The 21,538-nt window shown below is 71.9% G+C and carries 21 protein-coding genes and 1 pseudogene; 7 read left to right on the forward strand and 15 right to left on the reverse strand.

Features of this window, described 5'->3' with window-relative positions; translation table 11 throughout:
* Window positions 1-22 precede the first annotated feature (22 nt).
* The 3 genes and pseudogenes from ACFSL4_RS16170 to ACFSL4_RS16180 form a co-directional block, all read right to left on the reverse strand.
* Window positions 23-991: an SPFH domain-containing protein gene (locus tag ACFSL4_RS16170; protein ID WP_381083066.1), complete on the reverse strand. Its 969-nt coding sequence runs from the start codon at window positions 989-991 to the stop codon at window positions 23-25.
* A gap of 132 nt (window positions 992-1,123) precedes the next feature.
* A complete protein-coding gene (locus ACFSL4_RS16175) occupies window positions 1,124-1,552 on the reverse strand; it encodes an NfeD family protein (protein ID WP_381083068.1) in 429 nt (142 codons plus the stop codon).
* Window positions 1,553-1,915: 363 nt separating this feature from the next.
* A pseudogene (locus ACFSL4_RS16180) lies at window positions 1,916-2,446 on the reverse strand (ABC transporter ATP-binding protein); the annotation flags it as partial.
* A gap of 151 nt (window positions 2,447-2,597) precedes the next feature.
* Here ACFSL4_RS16180 and ACFSL4_RS16185 point away from each other — a divergent pair.
* Window positions 2,598-3,380, forward strand: a complete 783-nt coding sequence (locus tag ACFSL4_RS16185; protein ID WP_381083072.1) for a hypothetical protein — start codon at window positions 2,598-2,600, stop codon at window positions 3,378-3,380.
* Window positions 3,381-3,569: 189 nt separating this feature from the next.
* On the opposite strand, the gene ACFSL4_RS16190 is transcribed toward ACFSL4_RS16185, so the two are convergent.
* The 3 genes from ACFSL4_RS16190 to ACFSL4_RS16200 form a co-directional block, all read right to left on the reverse strand.
* On the reverse strand, window positions 3,570-3,815 hold the full coding sequence (locus tag ACFSL4_RS16190) for a chaplin (RefSeq protein WP_381083074.1): 246 nt from the start codon (window positions 3,813-3,815) through the stop codon (window positions 3,570-3,572).
* Window positions 3,816-3,975: 160 nt separating this feature from the next.
* Window positions 3,976-4,617 (reverse strand): response regulator, encoded by a 642-nt coding sequence (locus ACFSL4_RS16195; protein ID WP_381083076.1) that lies wholly within the window; start codon window positions 4,615-4,617, stop codon window positions 3,976-3,978.
* Window positions 4,610-5,755: a GAF domain-containing sensor histidine kinase gene (locus tag ACFSL4_RS16200; RefSeq protein WP_381083078.1), complete on the reverse strand. Its 1,146-nt coding sequence runs from the start codon at window positions 5,753-5,755 to the stop codon at window positions 4,610-4,612. The genes ACFSL4_RS16195 and ACFSL4_RS16200 overlap by 8 nt, the downstream gene beginning before the upstream one ends.
* 196 nt (window positions 5,756-5,951) lie before the next feature.
* Here ACFSL4_RS16200 and ACFSL4_RS16205 point away from each other — a divergent pair, with 196 nt between their 5' ends.
* The 3 genes from ACFSL4_RS16205 (at window position 5,952) to ACFSL4_RS16215 (ending at window position 8,831) form a co-directional block, all read left to right on the forward strand.
* Window positions 5,952-6,647, forward strand: coding sequence for an SDR family NAD(P)-dependent oxidoreductase (locus ACFSL4_RS16205; protein ID WP_381083080.1), 696 nt, complete (start codon window positions 5,952-5,954; stop codon window positions 6,645-6,647).
* Window positions 6,644-7,732 (forward strand): S-adenosylmethionine:tRNA ribosyltransferase-isomerase, encoded by a 1,089-nt coding sequence (locus ACFSL4_RS16210; protein ID WP_381083082.1) that lies wholly within the window; start codon window positions 6,644-6,646, stop codon window positions 7,730-7,732. The genes ACFSL4_RS16205 and ACFSL4_RS16210 overlap by 4 nt, the downstream gene beginning before the upstream one ends.
* Before the next feature lie 334 nt (window positions 7,733-8,066).
* Window positions 8,067-8,831, forward strand: coding sequence for a transglycosylase SLT domain-containing protein (locus tag ACFSL4_RS16215; protein WP_381083084.1), 765 nt, complete (start codon window positions 8,067-8,069; stop codon window positions 8,829-8,831).
* 82 nt (window positions 8,832-8,913) lie between these two features.
* Here the strand turns inward: ACFSL4_RS16215 and ACFSL4_RS16220 are convergent, their stop codons facing one another.
* Window positions 8,914-11,421, reverse strand: a complete 2,508-nt coding sequence (locus ACFSL4_RS16220; RefSeq protein WP_381083086.1) for an ABC transporter ATP-binding protein/permease — start codon at window positions 11,419-11,421, stop codon at window positions 8,914-8,916.
* 239 nt (window positions 11,422-11,660) lie between these two features.
* Here ACFSL4_RS16220 and ACFSL4_RS16225 point away from each other — a divergent pair, with 239 nt between their 5' ends.
* The gene (locus tag ACFSL4_RS16225; protein ID WP_381083088.1) at window positions 11,661-13,727 is read left to right on the forward strand and encodes a streptophobe family protein; all 2,067 of its coding nucleotides are present in this window, start codon (window positions 11,661-11,663) and stop codon (window positions 13,725-13,727) included.
* Window positions 13,728-13,878: 151 nt separating this feature from the next.
* A complete protein-coding gene (gene serB / locus ACFSL4_RS16230) occupies window positions 13,879-15,090 on the forward strand; it encodes a phosphoserine phosphatase SerB (protein WP_381083090.1) in 1,212 nt (403 codons plus the stop codon).
* A 66-nt stretch (window positions 15,091-15,156) separates the two neighbouring features.
* Here the strand turns inward: serB and ACFSL4_RS16235 are convergent, their stop codons facing one another.
* The 4 genes from ACFSL4_RS16235 to ACFSL4_RS16250 all read right to left on the reverse strand — a co-directional run bounded on the left by ACFSL4_RS16235 (window position 15,157) and on the right by ACFSL4_RS16250 (window position 17,750).
* Window positions 15,157-15,675 (reverse strand): SixA phosphatase family protein, encoded by a 519-nt coding sequence (locus tag ACFSL4_RS16235; protein WP_381083092.1) that lies wholly within the window; start codon window positions 15,673-15,675, stop codon window positions 15,157-15,159.
* 160 nt (window positions 15,676-15,835) lie between these two features.
* On the reverse strand, window positions 15,836-16,048 hold the full coding sequence (locus tag ACFSL4_RS16240) for a hypothetical protein (RefSeq protein WP_381083094.1): 213 nt from the start codon (window positions 16,046-16,048) through the stop codon (window positions 15,836-15,838).
* 195 nt (window positions 16,049-16,243) lie between these two features.
* Entirely contained in the window at window positions 16,244-16,360 is a 117-nt protein-coding gene (locus ACFSL4_RS16245; RefSeq protein ID WP_381083096.1) for an SGM_5486 family transporter-associated protein, read from the reverse strand.
* A 4-nt stretch (window positions 16,361-16,364) separates the two neighbouring features.
* Window positions 16,365-17,750 (reverse strand): CynX/NimT family MFS transporter, encoded by a 1,386-nt coding sequence (locus ACFSL4_RS16250; RefSeq protein ID WP_381083098.1) that lies wholly within the window; start codon window positions 17,748-17,750, stop codon window positions 16,365-16,367.
* Window positions 17,751-17,811: 61 nt separating this feature from the next.
* Here ACFSL4_RS16250 and ACFSL4_RS16255 point away from each other — a divergent pair, with 61 nt between their 5' ends.
* Window positions 17,812-18,525: a FadR/GntR family transcriptional regulator gene (locus tag ACFSL4_RS16255; protein ID WP_381083100.1), complete on the forward strand. Its 714-nt coding sequence runs from the start codon at window positions 17,812-17,814 to the stop codon at window positions 18,523-18,525.
* Here ACFSL4_RS16255 and ACFSL4_RS16260 read toward each other — a convergent pair.
* The 4 genes from ACFSL4_RS16260 to ACFSL4_RS16275 all read right to left on the reverse strand — a co-directional run.
* Window positions 18,509-18,853, reverse strand: a complete 345-nt coding sequence (locus ACFSL4_RS16260) for a hypothetical protein (RefSeq protein WP_381083102.1) — start codon at window positions 18,851-18,853, stop codon at window positions 18,509-18,511. The two genes, ACFSL4_RS16255 and ACFSL4_RS16260, sit on opposite strands and share 17 nt — an antisense overlap.
* A 185-nt stretch (window positions 18,854-19,038) precedes the next feature.
* Entirely contained in the window at window positions 19,039-19,806 is a 768-nt protein-coding gene (gene fabI, locus ACFSL4_RS16265; protein ID WP_381083104.1) for an enoyl-ACP reductase FabI, read from the reverse strand.
* A gap of 4 nt (window positions 19,807-19,810) precedes the next feature.
* The gene (gene fabG / locus ACFSL4_RS16270) at window positions 19,811-20,515 is read right to left on the reverse strand and encodes a 3-oxoacyl-[acyl-carrier-protein] reductase (RefSeq protein ID WP_381083106.1); all 705 of its coding nucleotides are present in this window, start codon (window positions 20,513-20,515) and stop codon (window positions 19,811-19,813) included.
* A 214-nt stretch (window positions 20,516-20,729) separates the two neighbouring features.
* Window positions 20,730-21,538 (reverse strand): SEC-C domain-containing protein (locus ACFSL4_RS16275; RefSeq protein WP_381083108.1); only part of this gene is annotated, 809 nt, incomplete at its 5' end.

The raw sequence follows: 21,538 nt of genomic DNA on the forward strand, positions 1-21,538 counted from the left end.
GCTTTGTGCGAGCGCTGTGGTGTCAGTCGATCGACGGCTTCTCGCGGCGGTCGGCCCCCGTGCCCGTTGCGCCGTTGCCCGAGGCGCCGGAAGACCCGGCGGCCGGACCTCCCGTCATCGGGCCGAAGTTGCCGATGGCGCCGGAGAGGCCCTTGAGGGCGTCGCCGATCTCGCTGGGGACGATCCAGAGCTTGTTGGCGTCGCCCTCGGCGATCTTCGGGAGCATCTGGAGGTACTGGTACGACAGCAGTTTCTGGTCGGGGTCGCCGGCGTGGATGGACTCGAAGACCGTGCGGATCGCCTGGGCCTCGCCCTCGGCGCGCAGGGCGGCGGCTTTCGCCTCACCCTCGGCGCGCAGGATCTGGGACTGCTTCTCGCCCTCGGCCGTGAGGATGGCCGCCTGGCGCGTACCTTCGGCGGTGAGGATCGCGGCGCGCTTGTCACGGTCGGCACGCATCTGCTTCTCCATCGAGTCCTGGATGGAGGTGGGCGGCTCGATCGCCTTGAGTTCGACCCGGTTGACGCGGATGCCCCATTTTCCGGTGGCCTCGTCGAGGACACCGCGCAGGGCCGCGTTGATCTCCTCGCGGGAGGTCAGGGTGCGCTCCAGGTCCATGCCGCCGATGATGTTGCGGAGTGTGGTCACCGTGAGCTGTTCGATGGCCTGGATGTAGCTGGCGACCTCGTAGGTGGCTGCCCGGGCGTCGGTCACCTGGTAGTAGATGACGGTGTCGATGTTGACGACCAGGTTGTCCTGGGTGATCACCGGCTGCGGTGGGAACGGCACGACCTGTTCGCGCAGGTCGATGCGGTTGCGGATGGAATCTATGAACGGGACCACGATGTTGAGGCCCGCGTTCAGGGTGCGTGTGTAGCGGCCGAAGCGTTCGACGATGGCCGCGCTCGCCTGTGGAATGACCTGGATCGTCTTGATCAGGGCGATGAAGACCAACACCACCAGAATGATCAGGACGATGATGATCGGTTCCATCGTGTTGTCCCCGTACCCTTCTCCGCCTCGGCGCCTGTGGAAGATCTTATGGTTGTTGAAGATCTTGCTCGTCGAGTGTGGCAGACCGTCGTCTGCCTCGTGGGCTGTTCGCTTCAGTTGCGTCCTGCGAGGTCACATGACGATCGCCGTGGCTCCCTCGATGTCCACGACGTCGACCTCCTCGCCCACTTCATAGGTGCGACCGGTGTCGAGAGAGCGCGCCGACCACACTTCCCCGGCGAGTTTGATCCGGCCGCCCGAGCCGTCGACGCGCTCAAGGACGACGGCCTGCCTGCCTTTCAACGCGTCTATGCCTGTGGCCAGTCGGGGTCGTTGGGAGCGGTGCCGGGCCGCGATCGGCCGGACCACGGCGATGAGTGCGACCGAGACGACCGCGAAGACCACGACCTGGAGGACGGCGTCGCCGCCGAGGGCGTCGACCGCGGCGGCCGCGACGGCGCCGACCGCGAGCATGCCCAGTTCCGGCATGGCGGTGATCACGAGCGCGATGCCGAGTCCCGCCGCGCCGATCAGCCACCACAGCCACGCGTCGATGTTCACATGGTCATGGTAGGACCGCGGGTCCGGTCCCGGACAGGGCGCCGAAGGGGTCGAACGGCCCTTCTTAACCGGTTTGTTGACGGGGCGCCGGGGGCGTCAGGACAGGGGCAGGCCGTGCGCCGTCCAGCGGTCGCCGACCTGTTCGACGACGAGCGGGAGGCCGAAGCAGTGGGAGAGGTTGCGTGAGGTCAGTTCCAGCTCCAGCGGGCCGGCGGCGAGCACCTGTCCCTGGCGGAGCATGAGGACATGGGTGAAGCCTGGGGCGATCTCCTCGACGTGGTGCGTGACCATGATCATGGAGGGCGCGATCGGGTCGCGGGCGAGGCGGCCGAGGCGGCGGACGAGGTCCTCGCGGCCGCCGAGGTCCAGGCCGGCGGCGGGCTCGTCGAGGAGCAGCAGCTCGGGGTCGGTCATCAGGGCGCGGGCGATCAGGGTGCGCTTGCGCTCGCCCTCGGAGAGGGTGCCGAACTTGCGGTCCAGGTAGTCGCTCATGCCGAGGCGGTCGAGGAAGGCACGTGCGCGTTGCTCGTCGACCTCCTCGTATTCCTCCTGCCAGCCCGCGGTCATGCCGTACGCGGCGGTCAGCACGGTCTGCAGGACGGTCTGGCGCTTGGGGAGCTTCTCGGCCAGGGCGATGCCGGCGATGCCGATGCGGGGGCGCAGTTCGAAGACGTCGGTGCCGGGCCTGCCGAGGGTCTCGCCGAGGATGGTGGCGGTGCCCTTGCTGGGGAAGAGGTAGCTGGAGGCGACGTTCAGGAGGGTCGTCTTGCCGGCGCCGTTGGGGCCGAGGATGACCCAGCGCTCGCCCTCCTTCACCGACCAGGAGACCTGGTCCACCAGAGCGCGGCCCTCGCGGACCACGGATACGTCCTCCAGCTCCAGAACATCGCTCATGAGCGTGTTGTCTCCCCTTGCAGTGTGGCCAGTGTCGGCTCTCGCGTACGCCCGTGGGCGCGGTCCGCCACGCCGGTGGGCGCAGCCCTCATGAAATCTACGCCACCGGTCGCGCGGTCCATTCCCTCGGTCCGGTCCTTAGGGTGGTGCCATGCTCTCGGAACCACGCTCAGGACGGCTGGCCGCATGGGGAAATGCCCTCTTGGCCGGACTTGTTTCACCGGACGACGCCGCGGCCGCCATCGTCGGGGAGGATGCGGTGCACCGGGTCGAGGGGCTGCCGGGCGAGTCGGCGCCGGTCGGCCTCACCCTGGCGCTGGGACGGCTGCGGACGCTGGGGGTGAGCGGACTTCGGGTCGCGCTGCCCATGCCCGGGCATCCGCTGGGGTTGAGCGGGCCGCCGGAGTTCAATGCGCGCGCAATGGACGCCGAGGAGGCGGTGGTGTGTTTCGGAGCCGCGTTCGGGCTGGTGCCGGAGGTGCGCGAGGCGGGCCCGGAGGGAGATGTGCACGTCGAGGTGGTCTGGCGCTGCCTGCCGGTACGGGAGGCGCCGCCCGCCGATGTGCCGTCGCTCGGGGAGGCCGAGAGGGAGCTGGCGGAGGCGCTGCGCGATGCGACGGAGGTGCTGTCGCGGCTGGACGTGGCGGGGTCGGGCCCGGTGGCGGAGGCGGCGGTCGACGCCTACCGGGCGCGGGCGGCGCGGGGGCGGGAGGTCCTGGCGCCGGGGTATCCGCCGCGAGCGGTCCGGGTGCTGGAGCTCGCCAGGCGGGTGGGCCTGCTGATCTCGGTGGCGTACGAGAACGGGCACGGGGGCGCGGTGAGCGCCTCCGAGATGGCGGCGCGGGCCGAGGCGCTGCGTCCGGTGGAGCGGACGGCTCGGCGGGCGCAGGTCGCGGCGTACAACTCCGTGGTGGAGCAGCGGGAGATCCGGTGAGCCGGAGGCGTGCCGTCGGACGGGGTCGGGGTCACCGTGCCGAAAGCTGCCCCTCCTGGTTCCACGGGGCGGCCTGAACGGCCAGGTCCTCGGTCGCCGGGCAGTCCGAATCGGCAGGCGGTGGCGCCGGGCGGCCTCCCGGGCGGGACCGGGAGGCCGGAAGGGGTCAGGGGTGATCCCTCGACGGCGTCAGTGGTTGAGGCCCAGGTTGCCGAAGGCCGGGTTGAGGAGGCCGATCACGTTCACGGTGTTCCCGACCGCGTTCACGGGAATGTGGACCGGGGCCTGGATGACGTTGCCCGAGACGACGCCGGGGGAGCCGGCGGCCTGGCCGCCGGCGTGCGCGCCGTCGGTGGCGGAGGCGAGACCGGCGCTGGCGGCGACCAGGCCACCGGCCACCATCGTGACGGCTACGGCCTTCTTCAGGTTCTTCACTTCGAGCCCTCTCCTTGCGATCACTGCGGCAGGCGCCGCAGCACGCCTTGGAGAACGGCCCGGCTCCCCCGAGGATGCGCCGTTCGGGGGACATACACACGACGGTATGAATCTCAGTCCGGAGCGGAACCTTCCGTAGCGTCCGGCGGATCGGCACCGGTCAATTGCTCACCCCGTGGCGTACGGCCCAGAGCGCCGCCTGGGTGCGGTCCGCCAGATCGAGTTTCATCAGGATGTTCGAGACATGCGTCTTGACCGTCTTCTCCGACAGCACCAGTGCCCGGGCGATCTCGCGGTTCGAGCGGCCGTCCGCGATCAGGCCGAGCACCTCACGTTCCCGCTCGGTGAGCGAACCGGCTTTGCCTTGGCCGGAGTTGGCCTCCTCCTGTGACAACAGCGCGCCCGCCACCTCCGGCTGCAGGAGGATGTGCCCCGCGTGCACGGAACGGATGGCTCCGGCGAGCGCGTCGGGATCCACGTCCTTGTAGACGTAGCCGGCGGCACCCGCGCGCAGGGCGGGAACCACCGTGCGCTGCTCGGTGAAGCTGGTGACGATCAGCACGCGCGCGGGGTTGTCGAGTTCGCGCAGCCTGCGCAGCGCGTCGATGCCGTCCATGCCCGGCATCCTGACGTCCATGAGGACGACATCGGGTGCCAGCTCCTGGGCGCGGGCGACGCCTTCGGCGCCGTCGGACGCCTCACCGACGACCTCGATGTCGTCCTGTACTTCGAGGAACGTCCGCAGTCCGCGGCGGACGACCTGGTGGTCGTCGACGAGCAGCACCTTGATTGTGTCAGCCACCGGGAACCTCCATCTCGATCACGGTGCCCTTCCCGGGTGCCGATTCGACGGTCAGTCTGCCGCCGACCCCGCTCGCCCGGTCGTGCATCGAGCCCAGGCCGAGGTGGCGTCCCGCGCGGCGGACCGCCGTGGGGTCGAACCCGCTGCCGTCGTCGGTGACCCGCAGCACGGCGCCCGGGCCGCGCTTCTCCAGCAGCACGTCGACCCGCTCGGCGCCCGCGTGCCGCAGGGCGTTGTGCAGTGCCTCCTGAGCGACGCGCAGCAGGGCCTCCTCCTGGGCGGCGGGCAGTGCGCGGACGCCTCGGCCGGTGAGGGTCACCCGGGCGCTGTGGGCGCGGTCGAGCACCTGGACCTGGGTACGCAGGGTGGCGAGCAGTCCGTCCTCGTCGAGGGCCGCGGGCCGCAGCTCGACGACGGCTGCGCGCAGTTCGTCCGCGGCCTCCGCGGCGAGCGCCGCCACGTGTTGCAACTCTCCCTTGGCTCGGCCCGGGTCGCGGTCGACCAGGGCGGCGGCCGCCTGGGCCGTGAGCCGCAGGGAGAAGAGCTTCTGGCTGACCGCGTCGTGCAACTCGTGGGCCAGCCGTGAGCGTTCCTCGGCGATGGTCAGCTCGCGGCTGCGCTCGTACAGGCGGGCGTTCGTCAGGGCGATCGCGGCGTGCTGGGCGAGTATCGAGAGCAGTTCCTCGTCGTCCTCGGTGAAGCCGCAGCTGCCCTCCGCCTTCGGGCACCTCTTGTTGGCGAGGAACAGCGCGGCGATGATCTCCTCGCCGTCGCGCACGGGCAGACCGATGAAGTCGGACATCTCGGGGTGGGCGCGCGGCCAGCCCTCGAAGCGGGGGTCCTTGCGGACGTCTGCGAGCCGCTCCGCCCTCGCCTCGTGCAGCATCGCGGCCAGGATGCCGTGCTGGCGCGGGAGCGGGCCGATGGACTTCCACTGCTCGTCGCTGACGCCGTCCACGACGAACTGCGCGAAGCCCCCGTGGTCGTCCGGGACGCCCAGCGCGGCGTACTCCGCGTCGAGCAGCTCGCGGGCCGAGGCAACGATCGTCTTGAGGACGTCGCGCACCTCGAGGTGCCTGCTCATGGCCAGCAGCGCGGAGCTCACCGCGTACAGGCCCGACCGGGGTCGATGGCTCATGACCTCACGGTACCGGCGCGGTGCGACAGGCGTATCGGCCCCGTGGCGGCCGTGCCTCGGCCGCTGGGCCTAGGGCGAAGGACCCCGGGTCTTTGCGGCCCGCGTCCGAGGCGGCCGGGGAGCCGCCGTTCCTACGTTGAGGCCACCGCCGCTCAACGGCGGACGGCGGACGTGGACGAGGACAGGGACGGTACTCATGCCGGTTGCGATCATCACGGGGGCTTCGAAGGGGCTGGGGCGAGCACTCGGTGCGGCTCTGGCGGAACGCGGCTGGGACCTGGTGCTGGACGCCAGGACCGCGCGGGTCCTCGACGAGACGGCGGGGGCCCTGTCCGCGTACGGCACGCGCGTGGCGGCCCTGCCGGGTGACGTCACGGACGCCGGGCACCGGGCGGACCTGGTGGCGGCGGCCCGGGAGCTGGGCGGGCTGGACCTGCTGGTGCACAACGCGAGCGCGCTGGGCGCCGAGCCGCTGGTGCGTCTGGAGGGGCAGGACCTGGAGGGGCTGCGGCGCGCTCTGGAGGTGAACGTGGTGGCCGCGCTGGGCCTCGTCAAGGAGGCGCTGCCGCTGCTGCGGGCCTCGGGCGCGGGCACCGTCGTCGCGGTCAGCTCGGACGCGGCGGCGGAGGCGTACGAGACCTGGGGCGGTTACGGGGCCTCGAAGGCGGCGCTCGACCACCTGGCGGCGGTGCTGGCCGTGGAGGAGCCCGGGCTGCGGGTGTGGGCGGTCGATCCCGGGGACATGGACACGGACCTGTACGCGGCAGCCGTACCCGTGGACGACGCGCCGCGGCCCGCGCCGGAGAGCGTGGTGCCCGCGTTCCTCGGGCTGCTGGACGAACGGCCGGCGAGCGGACGCTACAGCGCGCCGTCGTTGCTGGAGCGCCGATGACGACGAGGACGGGGGTCCGCGTCCGGGAGTGGGGGAGTGTCCCGGAGGAGCTGTCGGCGCGGGTGCCGGTGGAGCAGCGGGGGCCGGGCCTGGGCCGGGACGCCGGGCGGCTGCTGGTCTCACGCGGCGGCGAGGTCTCGCACCACGCGTTCGGGGACCTGCCGCGGCTGCTGCGGGCGGGGGATCTGCTCGTCGTCAACACATCGCCGACGCTGGCGGCGGCGGTGGACGGACGGGCCGGGCACGCGCGCGTGGTGGTGCACTTCTCGACGCGCGGGGACGACGGGCGGTGGGCCGTGGAGCTGCGCGATCCGGACGGGCGGGGAACCACACGCGCGCGTGCGGGCGGGCCCGCGGGAGCGGAGGTGCGTCTCCCGGACGGCGTCCGGCTCGTCCTGGAGGAGCCCCTGTCGCGGCGGAGCGCCCGGCTGTGGTGGGCGCGGCCTTCGGATGCGGAGGTCACGGGACTGCTGGTCCGGCACGGGCGCCCCATCCGGTACTCCTATACGGAGCGGGATCAGCCGCTGTCCGCGTACCAGACGGTGTTCGCCCTGCCGTCCGCCGACGGCGCGGGCAGCGCGGAGATGCCGAGTGCGGCACGGCCCTTCACCTCGCGGCTGGTGGCGGAGCTGGTGAGCCGCGGTGTGCAGTTCGCGCCGGTCACGCTGCACGCCGGTGTGGCGTCGGCGGAGGCGCACGAGCCGCCGTTTCCGGAGCGCCTCGTGGTGCCGGAGGTGTCGGCGCGGCTCATCAATGCGGTGAAGGCGGAGCGGACGGGGCGCGAGGGCGGAAGAATCGTCGCGGTGGGGACGACGGCCGTGCGGGCCGTCGAGTCGGCGGCGGGCGCCGACGGTGTCGTACGGGCGCGGAAGGGCTGGACCGATCTGGTGGTGACCCCCGAGCGCGGGGTGCGGGTGGTCGACGGGCTGCTGACCGGACTGCACGAGCCGGAGGCGTCGCATCTGCTGATGCTGGAGGCGATCGCGGGGCGGACGGCGGTCGAGCACGGCTACGCGGAGGCGCTGGCCGGGCGCTACCTGTGGCACGAGTTCGGTGACAGTCACCTCCTTCTGCCCAGGGAATGAGGTCACACAGGGCATTGCTCGCGCAACCAACAGTGAGGTCGGCCCGCCCTTGGTGTGAGGCCGCGCATAGGACCCAGATCACGTACGAACACCCATAGGAGAACGAGAGTCCCCTCATGAACGGGGCAGACCCGCCGGTCTGCCCCGTTTCGCCCTTCCTGTGGCCACGATCGTGGATCGTAGGTCACAGCGTTGCCAGGCAATTTTGCGGCCGCTAAGAATTGCTGCGGTCGCTCGGCGCCGCGGTCTTCTGCCCGCGGCGCTTGTGCTGGACACACCGAGTCCCCCGGCACCAGAGCGGCCTCCCCGCGCCAGTCGAAGAGGTTCCGCAGTCATGCCCCAGAACACCGGTATCCGTGCTCGCCGTCGTGCGCTGACCAGGGCCCAGAAGCTGTCCGCCGTCGGCGTGGCCGCCCTCGGTGTCGCCACCCTCGCGCTCACCGCGGTGCCGAGCGAGGCGCAGACCCCCGCGAACGAGGCCGCCCTCGCGTCGGCCCCGGTGGTGCTCGGCGACCGGCCGGTCAAGGAGCTGAAGGTCAGCGTCACCGACCAGCTGGCGGGCCCCGGCCTCAAGGCCGAGGCCATCGCGGCGCGGAAGAAGGCCGCCGCGGACGCCGTCGCCGGCCGGCAGGCCGAGCTCAGGGCGAAGTCGGCGGCCGCGCAGAAGGCCCGGCAGCAGGCCGCACAGCAGCGCAAGGCTCAGCAGCGCAAGGCGCAGCAGGCGGCGAGCCGGTCCGCGCAGCGCGCCCGGATACGGCCCGCCGCGCCCAGGGCCTACGGCCACAACCTCGACGGCTGGATCCGCCACGCCCTGGACGTCATGCGGCAGAAGGGGATCCCGGGCTCGTACAGCGGCCTGCACCGCAACATCATGCGGGAGTCGTCCGGCAACCCGATGGCGATCAACAACTGGGACGTGAACGCCGCCAACGGCGTCCCGTCCAAGGGTCTCCTCCAGGTCATCCAGCCGACCTTCGACGCGTACCACGTGGCCGGTACCTCCCGGAACATCTACGACCCGGTCGCGAACATCGTCGCCGCCGCCAACTACGCGGCCCACCGGTACGGCTCGATCGACAACGTCAACAGCGCGTACTGAGCCGGACACGGGGCCGGGACCGCACACGCCGAAGAGCGGCACCTGCTGAGGGGTGCCGCCCTTCGGGGGCGTACGGGAGGGGCTACTTCCGCATGACCTCGGGTTCGTGGCGGCGCAGGAAGCGGGCCACGAGGAAGCCGCAGATCACCCCGAGGGCGATCAGGGCGGCCATGTCCATGCCCCAGGCCGACGCCTGGTGGTCCCACAGCGGGTCCGTGCTGGTCGGGTCGTCCGTGTTCGGGGCGATGTTGTTGAAGTCCAGCGTCGTACCGGCGGCGGCCACGGCCCAGCGGGACGGCATCAGGTACGAGAACTCGTTCACGCCGACCGTGCCGTGCAGGGTGAAGAGGCAGCCGGTGAAGACGACCTGGATGATCGCGAACATGACGAGCAGGGGCATGGTCTTCTCGGCGGTCTTCACCAGGGCGGAGATCACCAGGCCGAACATCATCGAGGTGAAGCCCAGCGCCATGATCGGCAGGCACAGCTCGAACAGCGTGGCGTTGCCGAGGACGAGGCCCTGCTCGGGGATCTCGCGGCTGGAGAGGCCGATCAGGCCGACCATGAGGCCCTGCAGCAAGGTGACGACGCCGAGGACGATCACCTTCGACATCAGGTACGCGGAGCGGGAGAGGCCCGTGGCGCGTTCCCGCTCGTAGATGACCCGTTCCTTGATCAGTTCACGGACGGAGTTGGCGGCGCCCGCGAAGCACGCTCCGACCGCGAGGATCAGCAGGACCGTAGTGGCCGTGCCGTTCGGGACGGGGATGCCGGTCTTGGGACTGACCGGGTTGACCAGCAGGCCCCTCTTGTGGTCGATGAGCAGGCTCACCGCGCCGAGCACCGCGGGCAGGATCACCGTCAGCGCGAGGAAGCCCTTGTCGGAGGCGATGACCGCGACGTACCGCCGGACCAGCGTGCCTAGCTGGGACATCCAGCCCTGCGGCTTGGGCGGCCTGATGGCCTGCGGCGGCGGCGGCTGCACCGACTGCGGGGCGACGGCGTCGATGTCCGCGGCGTACATCTGGTAGTGCTGCGAGCCCTTCCAGCGGCCCGCCCAGTCGTAGTCGCGGTAGTTCTCGAAGGCGGAGAAGACATCGGCCCAGGTTTCGTAGCCGAAGAAGTTCAGCGCCTCCTCCGGCGGGCCGAAGTAGGCGACGGAACCGCCGGGCGCCATCACGAGGAGCTTGTCGCACAGCGCCAGTTCGGCCACGGAGTGGGTGACGACGAGGACCGTGCGGCCGTCGTCGGCGAGGCCGCGCAGCAGCTGCATGACGTCGCGGTCCATGCCCGGGTCGAGTCCGGAGGTCGGCTCGTCCAGGAAGATCAGCGACGGCTTGGTGAGCAGCTCCAGGGCCACCGAGACTCGCTTGCGCTGACCGCCGGACAGGGAGGTGACCTTCTTGTCCTTGTGGACGTCGAGCTTCAGCTCGCGCAGCACCTCGTCGATGCGGGCCTCGCGCTCGGCGGCCGTGGTGTCGGCGGGGAAGCGGAGCTTGGCCGCGTACTTGAGGGCCTTCTTGACCGTCAGCTCCTTGTGCAGGATGTCGTCCTGCGGGACCAGGCCGATGCGCTGGCGCAGCTCGGCGAACTGCTTGTAGAGGTTGCGGTTGTCGTAGAGGACATCGCCCTGGTTGGCCGGGCGGTAGCCGGTGAGCGCCTTCAGCAGGGTCGACTTGCCGGAGCCGGACGGGCCGATGACCGCGATGAGCGACTTCTCCGGAACGCCGAAGGAGACGTCCTTGAGGATCTGTTTGCCGCCGTCGACGGTGACGGTGAGGTGGCGGGCGGAGAAGGAGACCTCACCGGTGTCGACGAACTCCTCGAGGCGGTCGCCGACCAGACGGAACGTCGAGTGGCCGACGCCGACGATGTCGTTCGGGCCGAGCAGCGCCGAGCCGCCCTTGCCGATCGGCATACCGTTGACGAACGTGCCGTTGTGCGAGCCGAGGTCGCGGATCTCGAAGCGCCCGTCGGGTGTGGCGTGGAACTCGGCGTGGTGGCGGGAGACCTGGAGGTCGGAGACGACCAGTTCGTTCTCCAGCGCACGGCCGATGCGCATCACGTGACCGAGCGAGAACTGGTGGAACGTGGTCGGGCTGCGGTCGCCGTAGACCGGCGGCGCCCCCGCGCCACCACCGGGGTTGTGCTGCTGCGGGATCTGCCCGGCACCCTGCTGCGGCTGCTGCCAGCCCTGCTGGGGAGCCTGCGGCTGAGGTGCCTGCTGGGCCCAGCCGGCGCCGGCGCCCTGGGCCGCGTACGGCTGCTGCTGCGGCTGTGCCTGCGGGGTGGCGACGGCGGCCCCGGAGAGGTTCAGGCGCGGCCCGTCGGTCGCGTTGCCGAGGTGCACGGCCGAGCCAGGGCCGATCTCCAGCCGATGGATCCGCTGTCCCTGCACGAACGTGCCGTTGGTGCTGCCGTGGTCCTCGACGACCCAACTGCGGCCGTTCCAGCTGATCGTGGCGTGACGCCAGGAGACCCTGGCGTCGTCGAGCACGATGTCCCCCTGCGGATCGCGTCCGAGGGTGTAGGTCCTGGACGCGTCGAGCGTCCAGGTGCGTCCGTTCAATTCCAGTACGAGTTCAGGCACTCCATGCCCCACTGAGTTGTCCCCCGAGTTACCCCCATCGCAGGGAGTCTAGGGATGTCGAACATCGTGGGGAACTATTTCAGGCTCAGCACTCTGACTGAAAATCGGACCCGGTGAAGACCGCGTACGGTCCCCGGCACACGTCCCGTTGACGGGGGTGAAACCGGCCCGGAGAGTGGTAATCCTCCGCGAGGGGGACATCCGCGGTGGATTGCCGCGGCGCGGATCGGGGGCTGACGATGGGCATCGGGGCCGGGAAAGACGGCGGGAGGCTGCCGTGGACGGATGTGCTGCTGTCCGCGATCGCCTCCGTGAGCTGGGCGTTGATCGGGATGGCGGGGACGGCGGCGCTCGGACTGCATCTGCTCCGGGCGGATGCGGCCAGCTCCCTGGGGCCGATGACCGCGGCAGTGGTGGCGCTGGGGGCGAACGGGTCGGTCACGCCGTCCGGGGACGTGTCCGCGTTCGGGCTGAAAGGCGCGCAGGCGACGACGGCCGTGGAGATCACGCCTTTGGGTGTGAGCCTGGTGGGCGCGCTGCTGCTCTGCTGGTTCTTCCTGCGGTCTTTGCGGGCGGCGGAAGTTGCCCCCTCCCCCGCCGAACTCCTCGCGCGCGCGGGCGCGGTGGTCGCGCTGTTCGTGGCGGTGCTGGGCGGTCTCGCCTGGGCCGGCCACGACGTCATCACTATCGACGGGCGCTCACTGGGGCTCGACGGCCTCCCGGGCGTCGGCGGCGACGGCGGCCTGACCATTCCGGGACTGGGGGACATCGGCGGGCTGCTGCCGAGCCGGGTGGGTGACCTCGTCCGCGCGAAGGCCGCGGTCGGCTTCACCGTCGACACGGTACCCACGCTGCTCGGGGGCGCCGCGTGGGCGGCCGGAGTGCTGCTGATCGCGCTCCTCGCGTCGCGTCGCACTCCCCTGCCCCGCGGCTGGGAGGCGGTGCACCGTGTGGTGCGCCCGGCCGCGTCCGCGCTGCTGACCGTGCTGATGGTGGCGGTGGTGGCCAGCCTCGCGGCCGCGGCGTACGCGGCACTCGGCGACGACCGTCCGGCGCGGATTGCGGGGGCGGCGCTGCTCGGCGCGCCCAACGGGGTGTGGCTGGGCGTCCCGATCGGCCTGTTCGTGCCGTGGGACGGCAGCGCCACGGGTGAGCTGGCGAAACTGCTGCCCGGCCCGCTGGACCGGCTGCTGAGCGTGGGCACGCACCGGCCCGTCACCGTGGGCCGCCTGGCCTCGCTGGACGGCAGGGTGTGGCTGCTGGTGGTCGCCGCGGCGCTCATGATGCTCCTGGCGGGTGTCCTGACCGCGGTGCGTACGCCTCTCGTACGAACCGGGGATGCCGCTGCCGTACCGGGTCCGGTGCCCGCTGCCGTATGGGACCCCGGTCCCCTCCGCTTCGCAGGCCACTGCGCCCTGCGGCTCGGCATCGCGACGGCGTCGGCACTGCCGCTGCTGGCCTGGCTGACGGACGTGTCGGTGGACGCGTCGCTGTCCGTGTTCGGCTTCGACGCGTTCGGCGCGGGAATCGAGTTGCACGGGCACCTCGGCACGGCCCTGCTGCTGGGTGCGGTGTGGGGCGCGGGGGCCGGGGCGGCCGGGGCCCTGCTCGCGTACGCGACGGGGGCGGCGGGAAGCCGGGCGGCGGCGCCGGCACGGAGTGCCGTGGGGCCGCCGCAGGCGGGACCGGTCGCCTCCCCGGCGGGACCGGAGGGATCGGGCCCCTACACCCCGAGCAGGCCGTACCGCCCGCCGAACCCCGACACCAACCCGTACCTGCGGCTGCCGGAGGGGCTCGGCGAACCCGAGGACGCACGGCCGGGAACGGCACCGGCGGGAGGAGCGCGGGCGGGCGGCGCGCCGCAGCCCGCCCGGACGGACGGAGGACGGCCGCGTGGCGAACCAGCCGGCATGCTGCAGGGAGGCGCATGGCCCGAAGGCGGACGAGCCGGAGACGGACGGGCCGGAGACGGACGGGCCGGGGCGGCTCGCGAGGAAAGCGGCGTACAGCCCTCGTCGGACGGTCCCGGGCCGGGTCCCGGGCCGGGTCCCGGACGGGGTCCCGGACGGGGTCCCGGACCGGATGGTCGTACGGAACCCACTGCGGCGCCCCCCGAGCCGGGCACACCGCCGGGCGCGCCACCCCCTCCCGGTGACTTGTACGGCGCCCCCACGGTGGTACGTCCCCTCCAGCCCCCGGGCCGGCCCCCGGGACGGGGCCACGGGTCGTCGTCCTCGGACGAAGGGCCGCCCCCACCGCCTCCCCCTCCCCCGGCCGCGCCACCGCGACGGCCACGGGGCGGCTGACAGGACGGGCCCGTCCGGCCGCAACGGGGCGCGCCCCGTGTCGTCGCCGTCGGTCAAGGCGTACGCCATCCGCCCGTCACCCACTGTTCGCCGTCCGCTGGACGGACCTGGCACGCCGAAGGCACGGGGTGCCGGATACGGTGGAAGCACCATGAGCGCTTCGCAGACCTCCGACGCCCCCACTCTCCTCGTCAAGATCTTCGGCAAGGACCGGCCCGGCCTGACCGCCGGCCTGTTCGACACCCTGGCCGCCTACAACGTCGACGTGGTCGACATCGAGCAGGTCGTCACCCGGGGCCGCCTGGTGCTGTGCGCCCTTGTCACCGTGCCGCCGTCCGGGGTCGAAGGTGATCTGCGGGTCACGGTCCACAACTGGGCCGAGTCCAGGAAGATGCAGGCAGAGATCATCTCCGGCATCGGCGACAACCGTCCCAGGGGCGTGGGCCGCTCCCTCGTCACCGTCCTCGGCCACCCGCTCACCGCCAAGTCGACGGCCGAGATCGCCGCCCGCATCGCCGCAGTCGGCGGCAACATCGACCGCATCTTCCGACTCGCGAAGTATCCCGTGACGGCGGTCGAGTTCGCGGTGTCCGGCGTGGAGACCGGGCCGTTGCGCACCGCCCTGGTCACCGACGCCGCAGCACTCGGTGTCGACGTCGCCGTCGTCGCCGCCGGCCTGCACCGCCGCGCCCAGCGCCTGGTCGTCATGGACGTGGACTCGACGCTGATCCAGGACGAGGTCATCGAGCTGTTCGCCGCGCACGCCGGCTGCGAGGCTGAGGTCGCCGAGGTGACGGCTGCCGCCATGCGCGGGGAGCTGGACTTCGAGCAGTCACTGCACGCGCGTGTGGCGCTGCTCAAGGGGCTCGACGCGTCGGTGGTGGACAAGGTCCGCGCCGAGGTCCGGCTCACTCCGGGGGCCCGCACCCTGATCCGTACGCTGAAGCGGCTCGGCTTCCAGGTCGGCGTGGTCTCCGGCGGGTTCACTCAGGTCACGGATGATCTGAAGGAACGGCTCGGCCTCGACTTCGCCCAGGCCAACACCCTGGAGATCGTCGACGGGAAGCTGACCGGCAAGGTCGTCGGCGAGATCGTCGACCGGGCGGGCAAGGCGAGGCTGCTGCGCCGGTTCGCCGCCGAGGCGGGCGTGCCGCTGGCGCAGACCGTGGCGATCGGTGACGGCGCCAACGACCTCGACATGCTGAACGCTGCCGGTCTGGGCGTCGCGTTCAACGCCAAGCCCGTCGTCCGCGAGGCCGCGCACACCGCGGTGAACTTCCCCTTCCTCGACACCGTCCTCTATCTGCTCGGCGTGACCCGGGAAGAGGTCGAGGCGGCGGACATGCACGACGACACGCACTGAGCAGCCCACATGTGTGTCACCGGCCCGGCCCCAAGGGGTGCCGGGCCGGTCCCGTTCCGTCGGGGGTTACTCGCTCGGCGCCCAGTAGTCGAGCAGGGTGGCCACGCCAGGCTCCAGCGATTTCCAGGAGCCCTCGAAGGAGAGGACGGCGAAGGCTGCGGCCGGGAACCCACGCCGGCTCATCCGCTCGCGGGCGTCACCCTCGGCGGCGCCCGCCAGGATCTCGGCGAGGCCCTGGACGCTCGGGTTGTGGCCGATGAGGAGCACGTTCCGCACGTCGTCGGCGGTTTCGTTGACCACGGCGATCAGCTCGCCGGGCGAGGCCTCGTAGAGCCGCTCCTCGTAGACGGTTTTCGGCCGCTGCGGAAGCTCCTGGACCGCGAGCTTCCAGGTCTCACGGGTGCGGGTCGCGGTGGAGCACAGGGCAAGGTCGAAGGGGATGCCGGTGTCGGCCAGCTTGCGTCCGGCGACGGCGGCGTCCATACGGCCCCGGTCGGCGAGCGGACGCTCGTGGTCGGACACCTGCGGCCAGTCGGCCTTCGCATGCCGGAAGAGGACAATCCTGCGGGGTTCTGCGGAGCTCATGCGTCCCAGCTTCGCATGAGACAGGCCAACGGGCGCAGAGAGTTGACGGCGCCCGGGGCGCAACCGCGCACCGGCGGCTCACCCCGGCCCCGGCCACGCCCGCCGGGGTGAGACGGCGCGGGTCCCGGGACGGCGTTACGGGAGGCCGCAGGTCGGGGCGTCAGACCCCATGGTGGGTCACCGCCTGCTGGATCCACTCGACGAGGTGGCTGAGTGCGGGGTCGCCGCCGGCGCTCGCGTCCGCCGGATTGAGTATCAGCGCCAGCAGGACGACGAAGGCCAGGGTCGGCAGGGCGAGGATCCACCAGGGCAGCCGGATGCCGACGCCGCCCGTGGTCGCCGAGTGGGGCCGGGGGTGCGTGCGGGCCGACATGACTGCCTCCGTGGTCTTCGACGGTCGGTGGTCCGCGCCTCGCGGCCACACCTCGAAGGTACGGACTCCGCAGCCCTCAACCCATCCGGTGATCCACCCACTCGACCCTGACCCTCACCCCCTAGGGGACGGTGGGGTCAGCCGGGGGGCGGGGGTGGGGGCAGCCCCACCCCGGGGCGTCGGGGCGGTCGTTCGTCACGGTGCGGCGATCGTCGCGATGACGGCGATGAGGACGAAGATGGCGAGGAACGTGCCGAAGACGAGCAGCATCTTCTTCTGGCCGTTCTGGGGGTTCGGGTCGAGCACGGGCATGCGCTCAGTCTCGCACCTGGGCCCCGCCCGGGCACGGGTGGGGTCGGTCGTGTCCGGTGGCGGCACCGTCCGCTCGGCGGGCCGTCTCGTCCTCCACGGTCCGGTCTCGGCCGGCCACGACGCCCACCGCGATCTGCGGGATCATCAGCCCCGTCATGAGGGCGAGCGGCAGGCCCCAGCCGCCGCTGTGCTGGTAGAGGACGCCGACCAGCAGCGGCCCGGGGATCGACAGCAGATACCCGGTGCTCTGCGCGAACGCCGACAGCCGGGCCACGCCCGCACTCGTCCGGGCCCGCAGCCCCACCATGGTGAGGGCCAGCGGGAAGGCGCAGTTGGAGACGCCGAGGAGCAGGGCCCATGCCCAGGCGCCGCCGGCCGGGGACACGTACAGTCCCGCGTACCCCGCGAGGCCGCACGCGCCGAGGGCGACCACGATCGGCCCTTGGTGCGGCAGCCGCGCGGCCAGCCGCGGGATGACGAAGGCCAGGGGGACGCCCATCACCATCGTGACCGCCAGGAGCACGCCGGCCGTGCCTGCGGGGACCCCCGCGTCACGGAAGATCTGCGGCATCCAGCCCATCGTGATGTACGCGGCGGTGGCCTGGAGGCCGAAGAAGACGGCCAGCGCCCACGCGGTACGGCTCCGGGGGATCGGCGGCCCGCCGGGCGCGTCGTGGTCGGCTGCCGCGGTGGGGGTGCTCCCGGTAGAGGCGGCGTCACGCGCGCGTGCGAACGGAATCCACGGCAGCACGGCCGCCGCCGACAGCACCGACCACACGGCGAGCCCGGACCGCCAGCCGCCGCCCAGTGCGCCGGTCACGGGCACGGTGACCGCGGCCGCGCCGGCCGTGCCCAGGGCGAGCGCCATCGAGTACAGGCCCGTCATGGGCCCCACCCTGTCGGGGAACCAGCGTTTGACGATCACCGGCATCAGGACGTTTCCGACGGCGATGCCCATGAGGGCGAGCGCGCTGGCGGCGAGGAAGCCGGCGGTGGTGCCGGTGTAGGGGCGGATCACCAGGCCGGCGGTGACCGCGGCCATTCCCCCGCACACCACGGCGGCCGGCCCGAAGCGGCGGGCGAGCCGCGACGCGGTGACGCCGAAGACGGCGAAGCACAGCGGGGGGACGGAGGTGAGCAGTCCCGCGACGCTGCCGCCCATACCGAGCCCGTCTCGCACCTCTTCGAGGAGGGCGCCGAGGCTGGTGACCGCGGGCCGCAGGTTGAGTCCGGTGAGGACGATGCCGGCGATCAGCAGCCGCGTGGTCCACGCGGGCGTGCCGGACGCTCCGGTGCCGGACACCCCTGTGCCGGACACCCCTGTGCCGATCGGCGGACCGGCGGAGCGTATCGGTGTGGACGCCGTCGTCCCTGTCTTCTCGGGCACCATGCGGCACATCATAGAATCATGGGATGATTGACTGTCCATGGTCCCGGCCCTCCCGGCTGTCATGACGCTGAGCCACCCCCGCCGGTCCGCGCTGTCCGAGCAGGTCATCGCCGAGCTGCGCAAGCAGATCACTTCGGGCGAATGGCCCGTGGGCTCCCGCATCCCCACCGAGCCCGAGCTGGTCGCGCAGCTCGGCGTCGCCCGCAACACGGTCCGCGAGGCCGTCCGGGCGCTCGCGCACAACGGCCTGCTGGACATCCGCCAGGGATCAGGCACGTATGTGGCGGCGACGAGTGAGCTGGCGGGTGTGATGCACCGCCGGTTCGCCGACGCCGACCCGGCCCATGTCGCCGAGCTGCGTTCCACCCTCGAGTCGGGGGCCGCCCGGCTGGCCGCCGAGCGGCGCACCGAGCGCGAGCTCAAGCAACTGGACGCGCTCCTCGCCCGCCGGGAGAAGGCGTGGGCGTCCGGGGACACGGAGGCGTTCGTGGCCGCCGACGCGACGTTCCACCTGGCCGTGGTGGCCGCCTCCCACAACGACGTGATGACGGCGATGTACGCGGACCTGGGCGAGGTGCTGCGGGACTGGCTGCGCGGCGACGTCGGCGAGGAGCTGACACCGGAGACGTACCTGGATCACACGGGGCTCCTGGACGCGATCCGTGAGGGTGACGCGGCCGCCGCTGCCGCCGCGGCGGCGAGCTATCCGGTCATGTGCCGTCCGGGGCGCCCCGCGCCCGCCCGCCGCCCGCCGCGCCTCACCGCGCGTGACTGACCCACGCCGAGCGGACCTTCTCCCAGCACCGGCCGGCCAGCCGTACGGTCATGGCGGGCCCGTCGTCGACGGGGGCCGTGTCGGTGTCGATGTCCCACCAAGGGTCGCACTCGATGTGCAGACTCACGTGATCCGTGTCGGGATAGGGGTTGTGGCAGTACGCCACGACGTCCACGCCGGTGACCCGGACACGGCACTCGGCGCCGAAGGGCCGCGGATCCGCGGTCTTCCCGGCGTCCACACGCGCGTGGGACATGGCCTCGTACGGAAGGACGGTCACCAGCGAACCGGCGACGAGGAACAGGGCGATACGGCGGGACAGGCGCACAACGAAACCTCCTCGGCCGTACGGCTGCGGGGCGTTGCGTACTCCCAGCGTGCGTGCCCAAGGGCCCCGAACGCCCGGTCAGCTACTCCGAACGGGCGACGCCCCGCTCCCCGCGCTGAGCGGGGAACGGGGCGCCGACCTCGGACAACGGGGTGAAGTGAGCCCGTGAGCGATTGCGCAAGCGGTCACGCGCCGACGGCGTGCAGGCCGCCGTCCACGTGGATGATCTCGCCGGTGGTCTTCGGGAACCAGTCGCTGAGCAGGGCGACGACACCGCGGCCCGTGGGCTCCGGGTCCTTGAGATCCCACTCCAGCGGGGAGCGGCTGTCCCACACGGAGGCAAGCTCGCCGAACCCGGGGATGGACTTGGCGGCCATCGAGCCGATCGGGCCCGCGGAGATCAGGTTGCAGCGGACGTTCTGCTTGCCCAGGTCGCGCGCCATGTAGCGGTTGACGGCCTCCAGGGCCGCCTTGGCGGGACCCATCCAGTCGTACTGCGGCCAGGCGAACTGCGCGTCGAAGGTGAGGCCGACGACCGAGCCCCCGTTCTGCATCAGCGGCAGGCAGGCCATGGTCAGCGACTTCAGGGAGAACGCCGAGACGTGCATGGCGGTGGCCACCGACTCGAACGGCGTGTTGAGGAAGTTGCCGCCGAGGGCGTCCTGCGGGGCGAACCCGATGGAGTGCACCACGCCGTCGAGGCCGCCCAGTTCCTCGCCGACGATGTCGGACAGGCGTGCGAGGTGCTCGTCGTTGGTGACGTCGAGTTCGACGACCTTGGTGGGCTTCGGCAGCTTCTTCGCGATGCGCTCGGTCAGCGTGGGCCGCGGGAACGCGGTCAGGATGACCTCGGCACCCTGCTCCTGGGCCAGCTTCGCGGTGTGGAACGCGATGGAGGACTCCATCAGCACACCGGTGATCAGGACGCGCTTGCCCTCGAGAATTCCGCTCATGTGATCAGTGACCCATTCCCAGTCCGCCGTCAACGGGAATGACGGCTCCAGTGATGTACGAGGCGTCGTCGGAGGCGAGGAACCGCACCACTGCGGCGATCTCCCCGGGCTGCGCGTACCGGCCCAGCGGCACCTGCGCCAGGATGGCCTCGCGCTGCTCGTCGGTGAGCACCCGGGTCATGGCCGTGTCGACGAAGCCGGGAGCGACGACGTTGAAGGTGATGTCGCGTGAGCCGAGCTCGCGGGCGAGGGAGCGCGCGAAGCCGACCAGCGCGGCCTTGGAGGCGGCGTAGTTCGACTGCCCGGCGGCGCCGAGCAGCCCCACCACCGACGAGATCAGCACCACGCGGCCCTTCCTGGCGCGCAGCATGGCGCGGTTGGCCCGCTTGACGACGCGGAAGGTGCCGACCAGGTTGGTCTCGACGACCGAGGTGAAGTCCTCCTCCGCCATACGCATCAGGAGCTGGTCCTTGGTGACGCCGGCGTTGGCGATGAGGACCTCGACGGGGCCGTGCTCGGCCTCGATCTCCTTGTATGCCTGCTCCACCTGCTCGGTGTCGGTGATGTCGCACTTGACCGCGAGGAAACCCTCCGGCGGCTCACCCGAGCGGTATGTGATCGCGACCTTGTCGCCGGCGTCGGCGAACGCGCGGGCGATGGCGAGGCCGATGCCCCGGTTGCCTCCTGTGACGAGAACCGAGCGGCTCAACGGATCACCCTTTCGATAGCGGTCTGGAACCCCTGCTGGGCAGGCGCCTTCGCCTGAAACCTATCGGTACCGATCGCCGCGCGGGCAATCGGGCACCGACAGTGGCGTACGGGACTCGCTGTCGGATTCCTACAGTCGACGCCTGTCGGATTCCTGCAGTCGACGCCCGGATCGGTCCGCCGTGCCGTTCCGGCGTCACACGCCCGCCGTCCGTTCACACCGCCAGCGCGGGGTTCCCGCAGCACTTCTTGTACTTGCGCCCCGAACCGCACCAGCACGGGCCGTTGCGGGGCGGGGGCCAGTCGGTCGCCCGGCCCGCGCGGGCGAGTTCGGCCGCGTACGCGGACCGGGTCGCGGGGGCGTCGGGGGATCCGTGGCCGGTCTTCGCGTACGTCTCCAGTTCTGCCAGTGTCGCCCGGCCGACCGTCAGCCGTGTGGCGCCTTCCTCCGACTGCTGCCGCAGGGTCCGTTCGACCTGCCGCAGGTGATCGGCGTGGTCGTCGCCGTAGGCGCCGGCCGCCTTCGGCCAGCGCTCCAGCAGCGCGGCGAACTCCTCTTGCGGCCAGTACAGGACGCACGCCGTCCGCAGATCGGCCCGGCCTACGGGGGCACGGCGATCAGGGCCCACAGCCGCCAGCCGGTCCGCCAGCTCGCCGAGCTCGTCCTCGAACGCCTCGGGACCCTCCTCGTCCAGCCGCTTGGCCCAGAGCGGATCGTGCAGTTCGTCCAGCGGCCGCACCCGGCCGGGGACGAGGGAGGAGCGCCGCTCGTGCAGTGCGTCGGCCGCCTCGTCCCAGTCGTCGTGAGGCTCACCGAGCAGCCGCCGGACCCGGTGGCGGCCGACGACGAGCGTCTCGACGTCGAAGTGCTGCGGGTTCCTCTCCACCGCGTCCACCGTCACGGGCGCCCCAGCGCCGAGCGCGTGGGTGACGCCGGCCGTGTACCACTCGGCGGCCGCGGCCGCGCCGTCGAACGCCTCGACGGCCTCGGCGACGAAGTTCCAGGCACCGGCGTGCCCGGGGT

Source organism: Streptomyces caeni, from assembly GCF_042678285.1.
In the GTDB taxonomy this organism is placed as follows: domain Bacteria; phylum Actinomycetota; class Actinomycetes; order Streptomycetales; family Streptomycetaceae; genus Streptomyces; species Streptomyces caeni.

Coding starts and splice junctions, on each gene's coding strand:
- ACFSL4_RS16170 (WP_381083066.1), bottom strand. CDS start 991: ATGGAACCGATCATCATCGTCCTGATCATTCTGGTGGTGTTGGTCTTC.
- ACFSL4_RS16185 (WP_381083072.1), top strand. CDS start 2,598: ATGCTCTCGGAACCACGCTCAGGACGGCTGGCCGCATGGGGAAATGCC.
- ACFSL4_RS16200 (WP_381083078.1), bottom strand. CDS start 5,755: ATGAGCCATCGACCCCGGTCGGGCCTGTACGCGGTGAGCTCCGCGCTG.
- ACFSL4_RS16205 (WP_381083080.1), top strand. CDS start 5,952: ATGCCGGTTGCGATCATCACGGGGGCTTCGAAGGGGCTGGGGCGAGCA.
- ACFSL4_RS16210 (WP_381083082.1), top strand. CDS start 6,644: ATGACGACGAGGACGGGGGTCCGCGTCCGGGAGTGGGGGAGTGTCCCG.
- ACFSL4_RS16215 (WP_381083084.1), top strand. CDS start 8,067: ATGCCCCAGAACACCGGTATCCGTGCTCGCCGTCGTGCGCTGACCAGG.
- ACFSL4_RS16225 (WP_381083088.1), top strand. CDS start 11,661: ATGGGCATCGGGGCCGGGAAAGACGGCGGGAGGCTGCCGTGGACGGAT.
- serB (WP_381083090.1), top strand. CDS start 13,879: ATGAGCGCTTCGCAGACCTCCGACGCCCCCACTCTCCTCGTCAAGATC.
- ACFSL4_RS16235 (WP_381083092.1), bottom strand. CDS start 15,675: ATGAGCTCCGCAGAACCCCGCAGGATTGTCCTCTTCCGGCATGCGAAG.
- ACFSL4_RS16240 (WP_381083094.1), bottom strand. CDS start 16,048: ATGTCGGCCCGCACGCACCCCCGGCCCCACTCGGCGACCACGGGCGGC.
- ACFSL4_RS16245 (WP_381083096.1), bottom strand. CDS start 16,360: ATGCCCGTGCTCGACCCGAACCCCCAGAACGGCCAGAAGAAGATGCTG.
- ACFSL4_RS16250 (WP_381083098.1), bottom strand. CDS start 17,750: ATGGTGCCCGAGAAGACAGGGACGACGGCGTCCACACCGATACGCTCC.
- ACFSL4_RS16255 (WP_381083100.1), top strand. CDS start 17,812: ATGACGCTGAGCCACCCCCGCCGGTCCGCGCTGTCCGAGCAGGTCATC.
- fabI (WP_381083104.1), bottom strand. CDS start 19,806: ATGAGCGGAATTCTCGAGGGCAAGCGCGTCCTGATCACCGGTGTGCTG.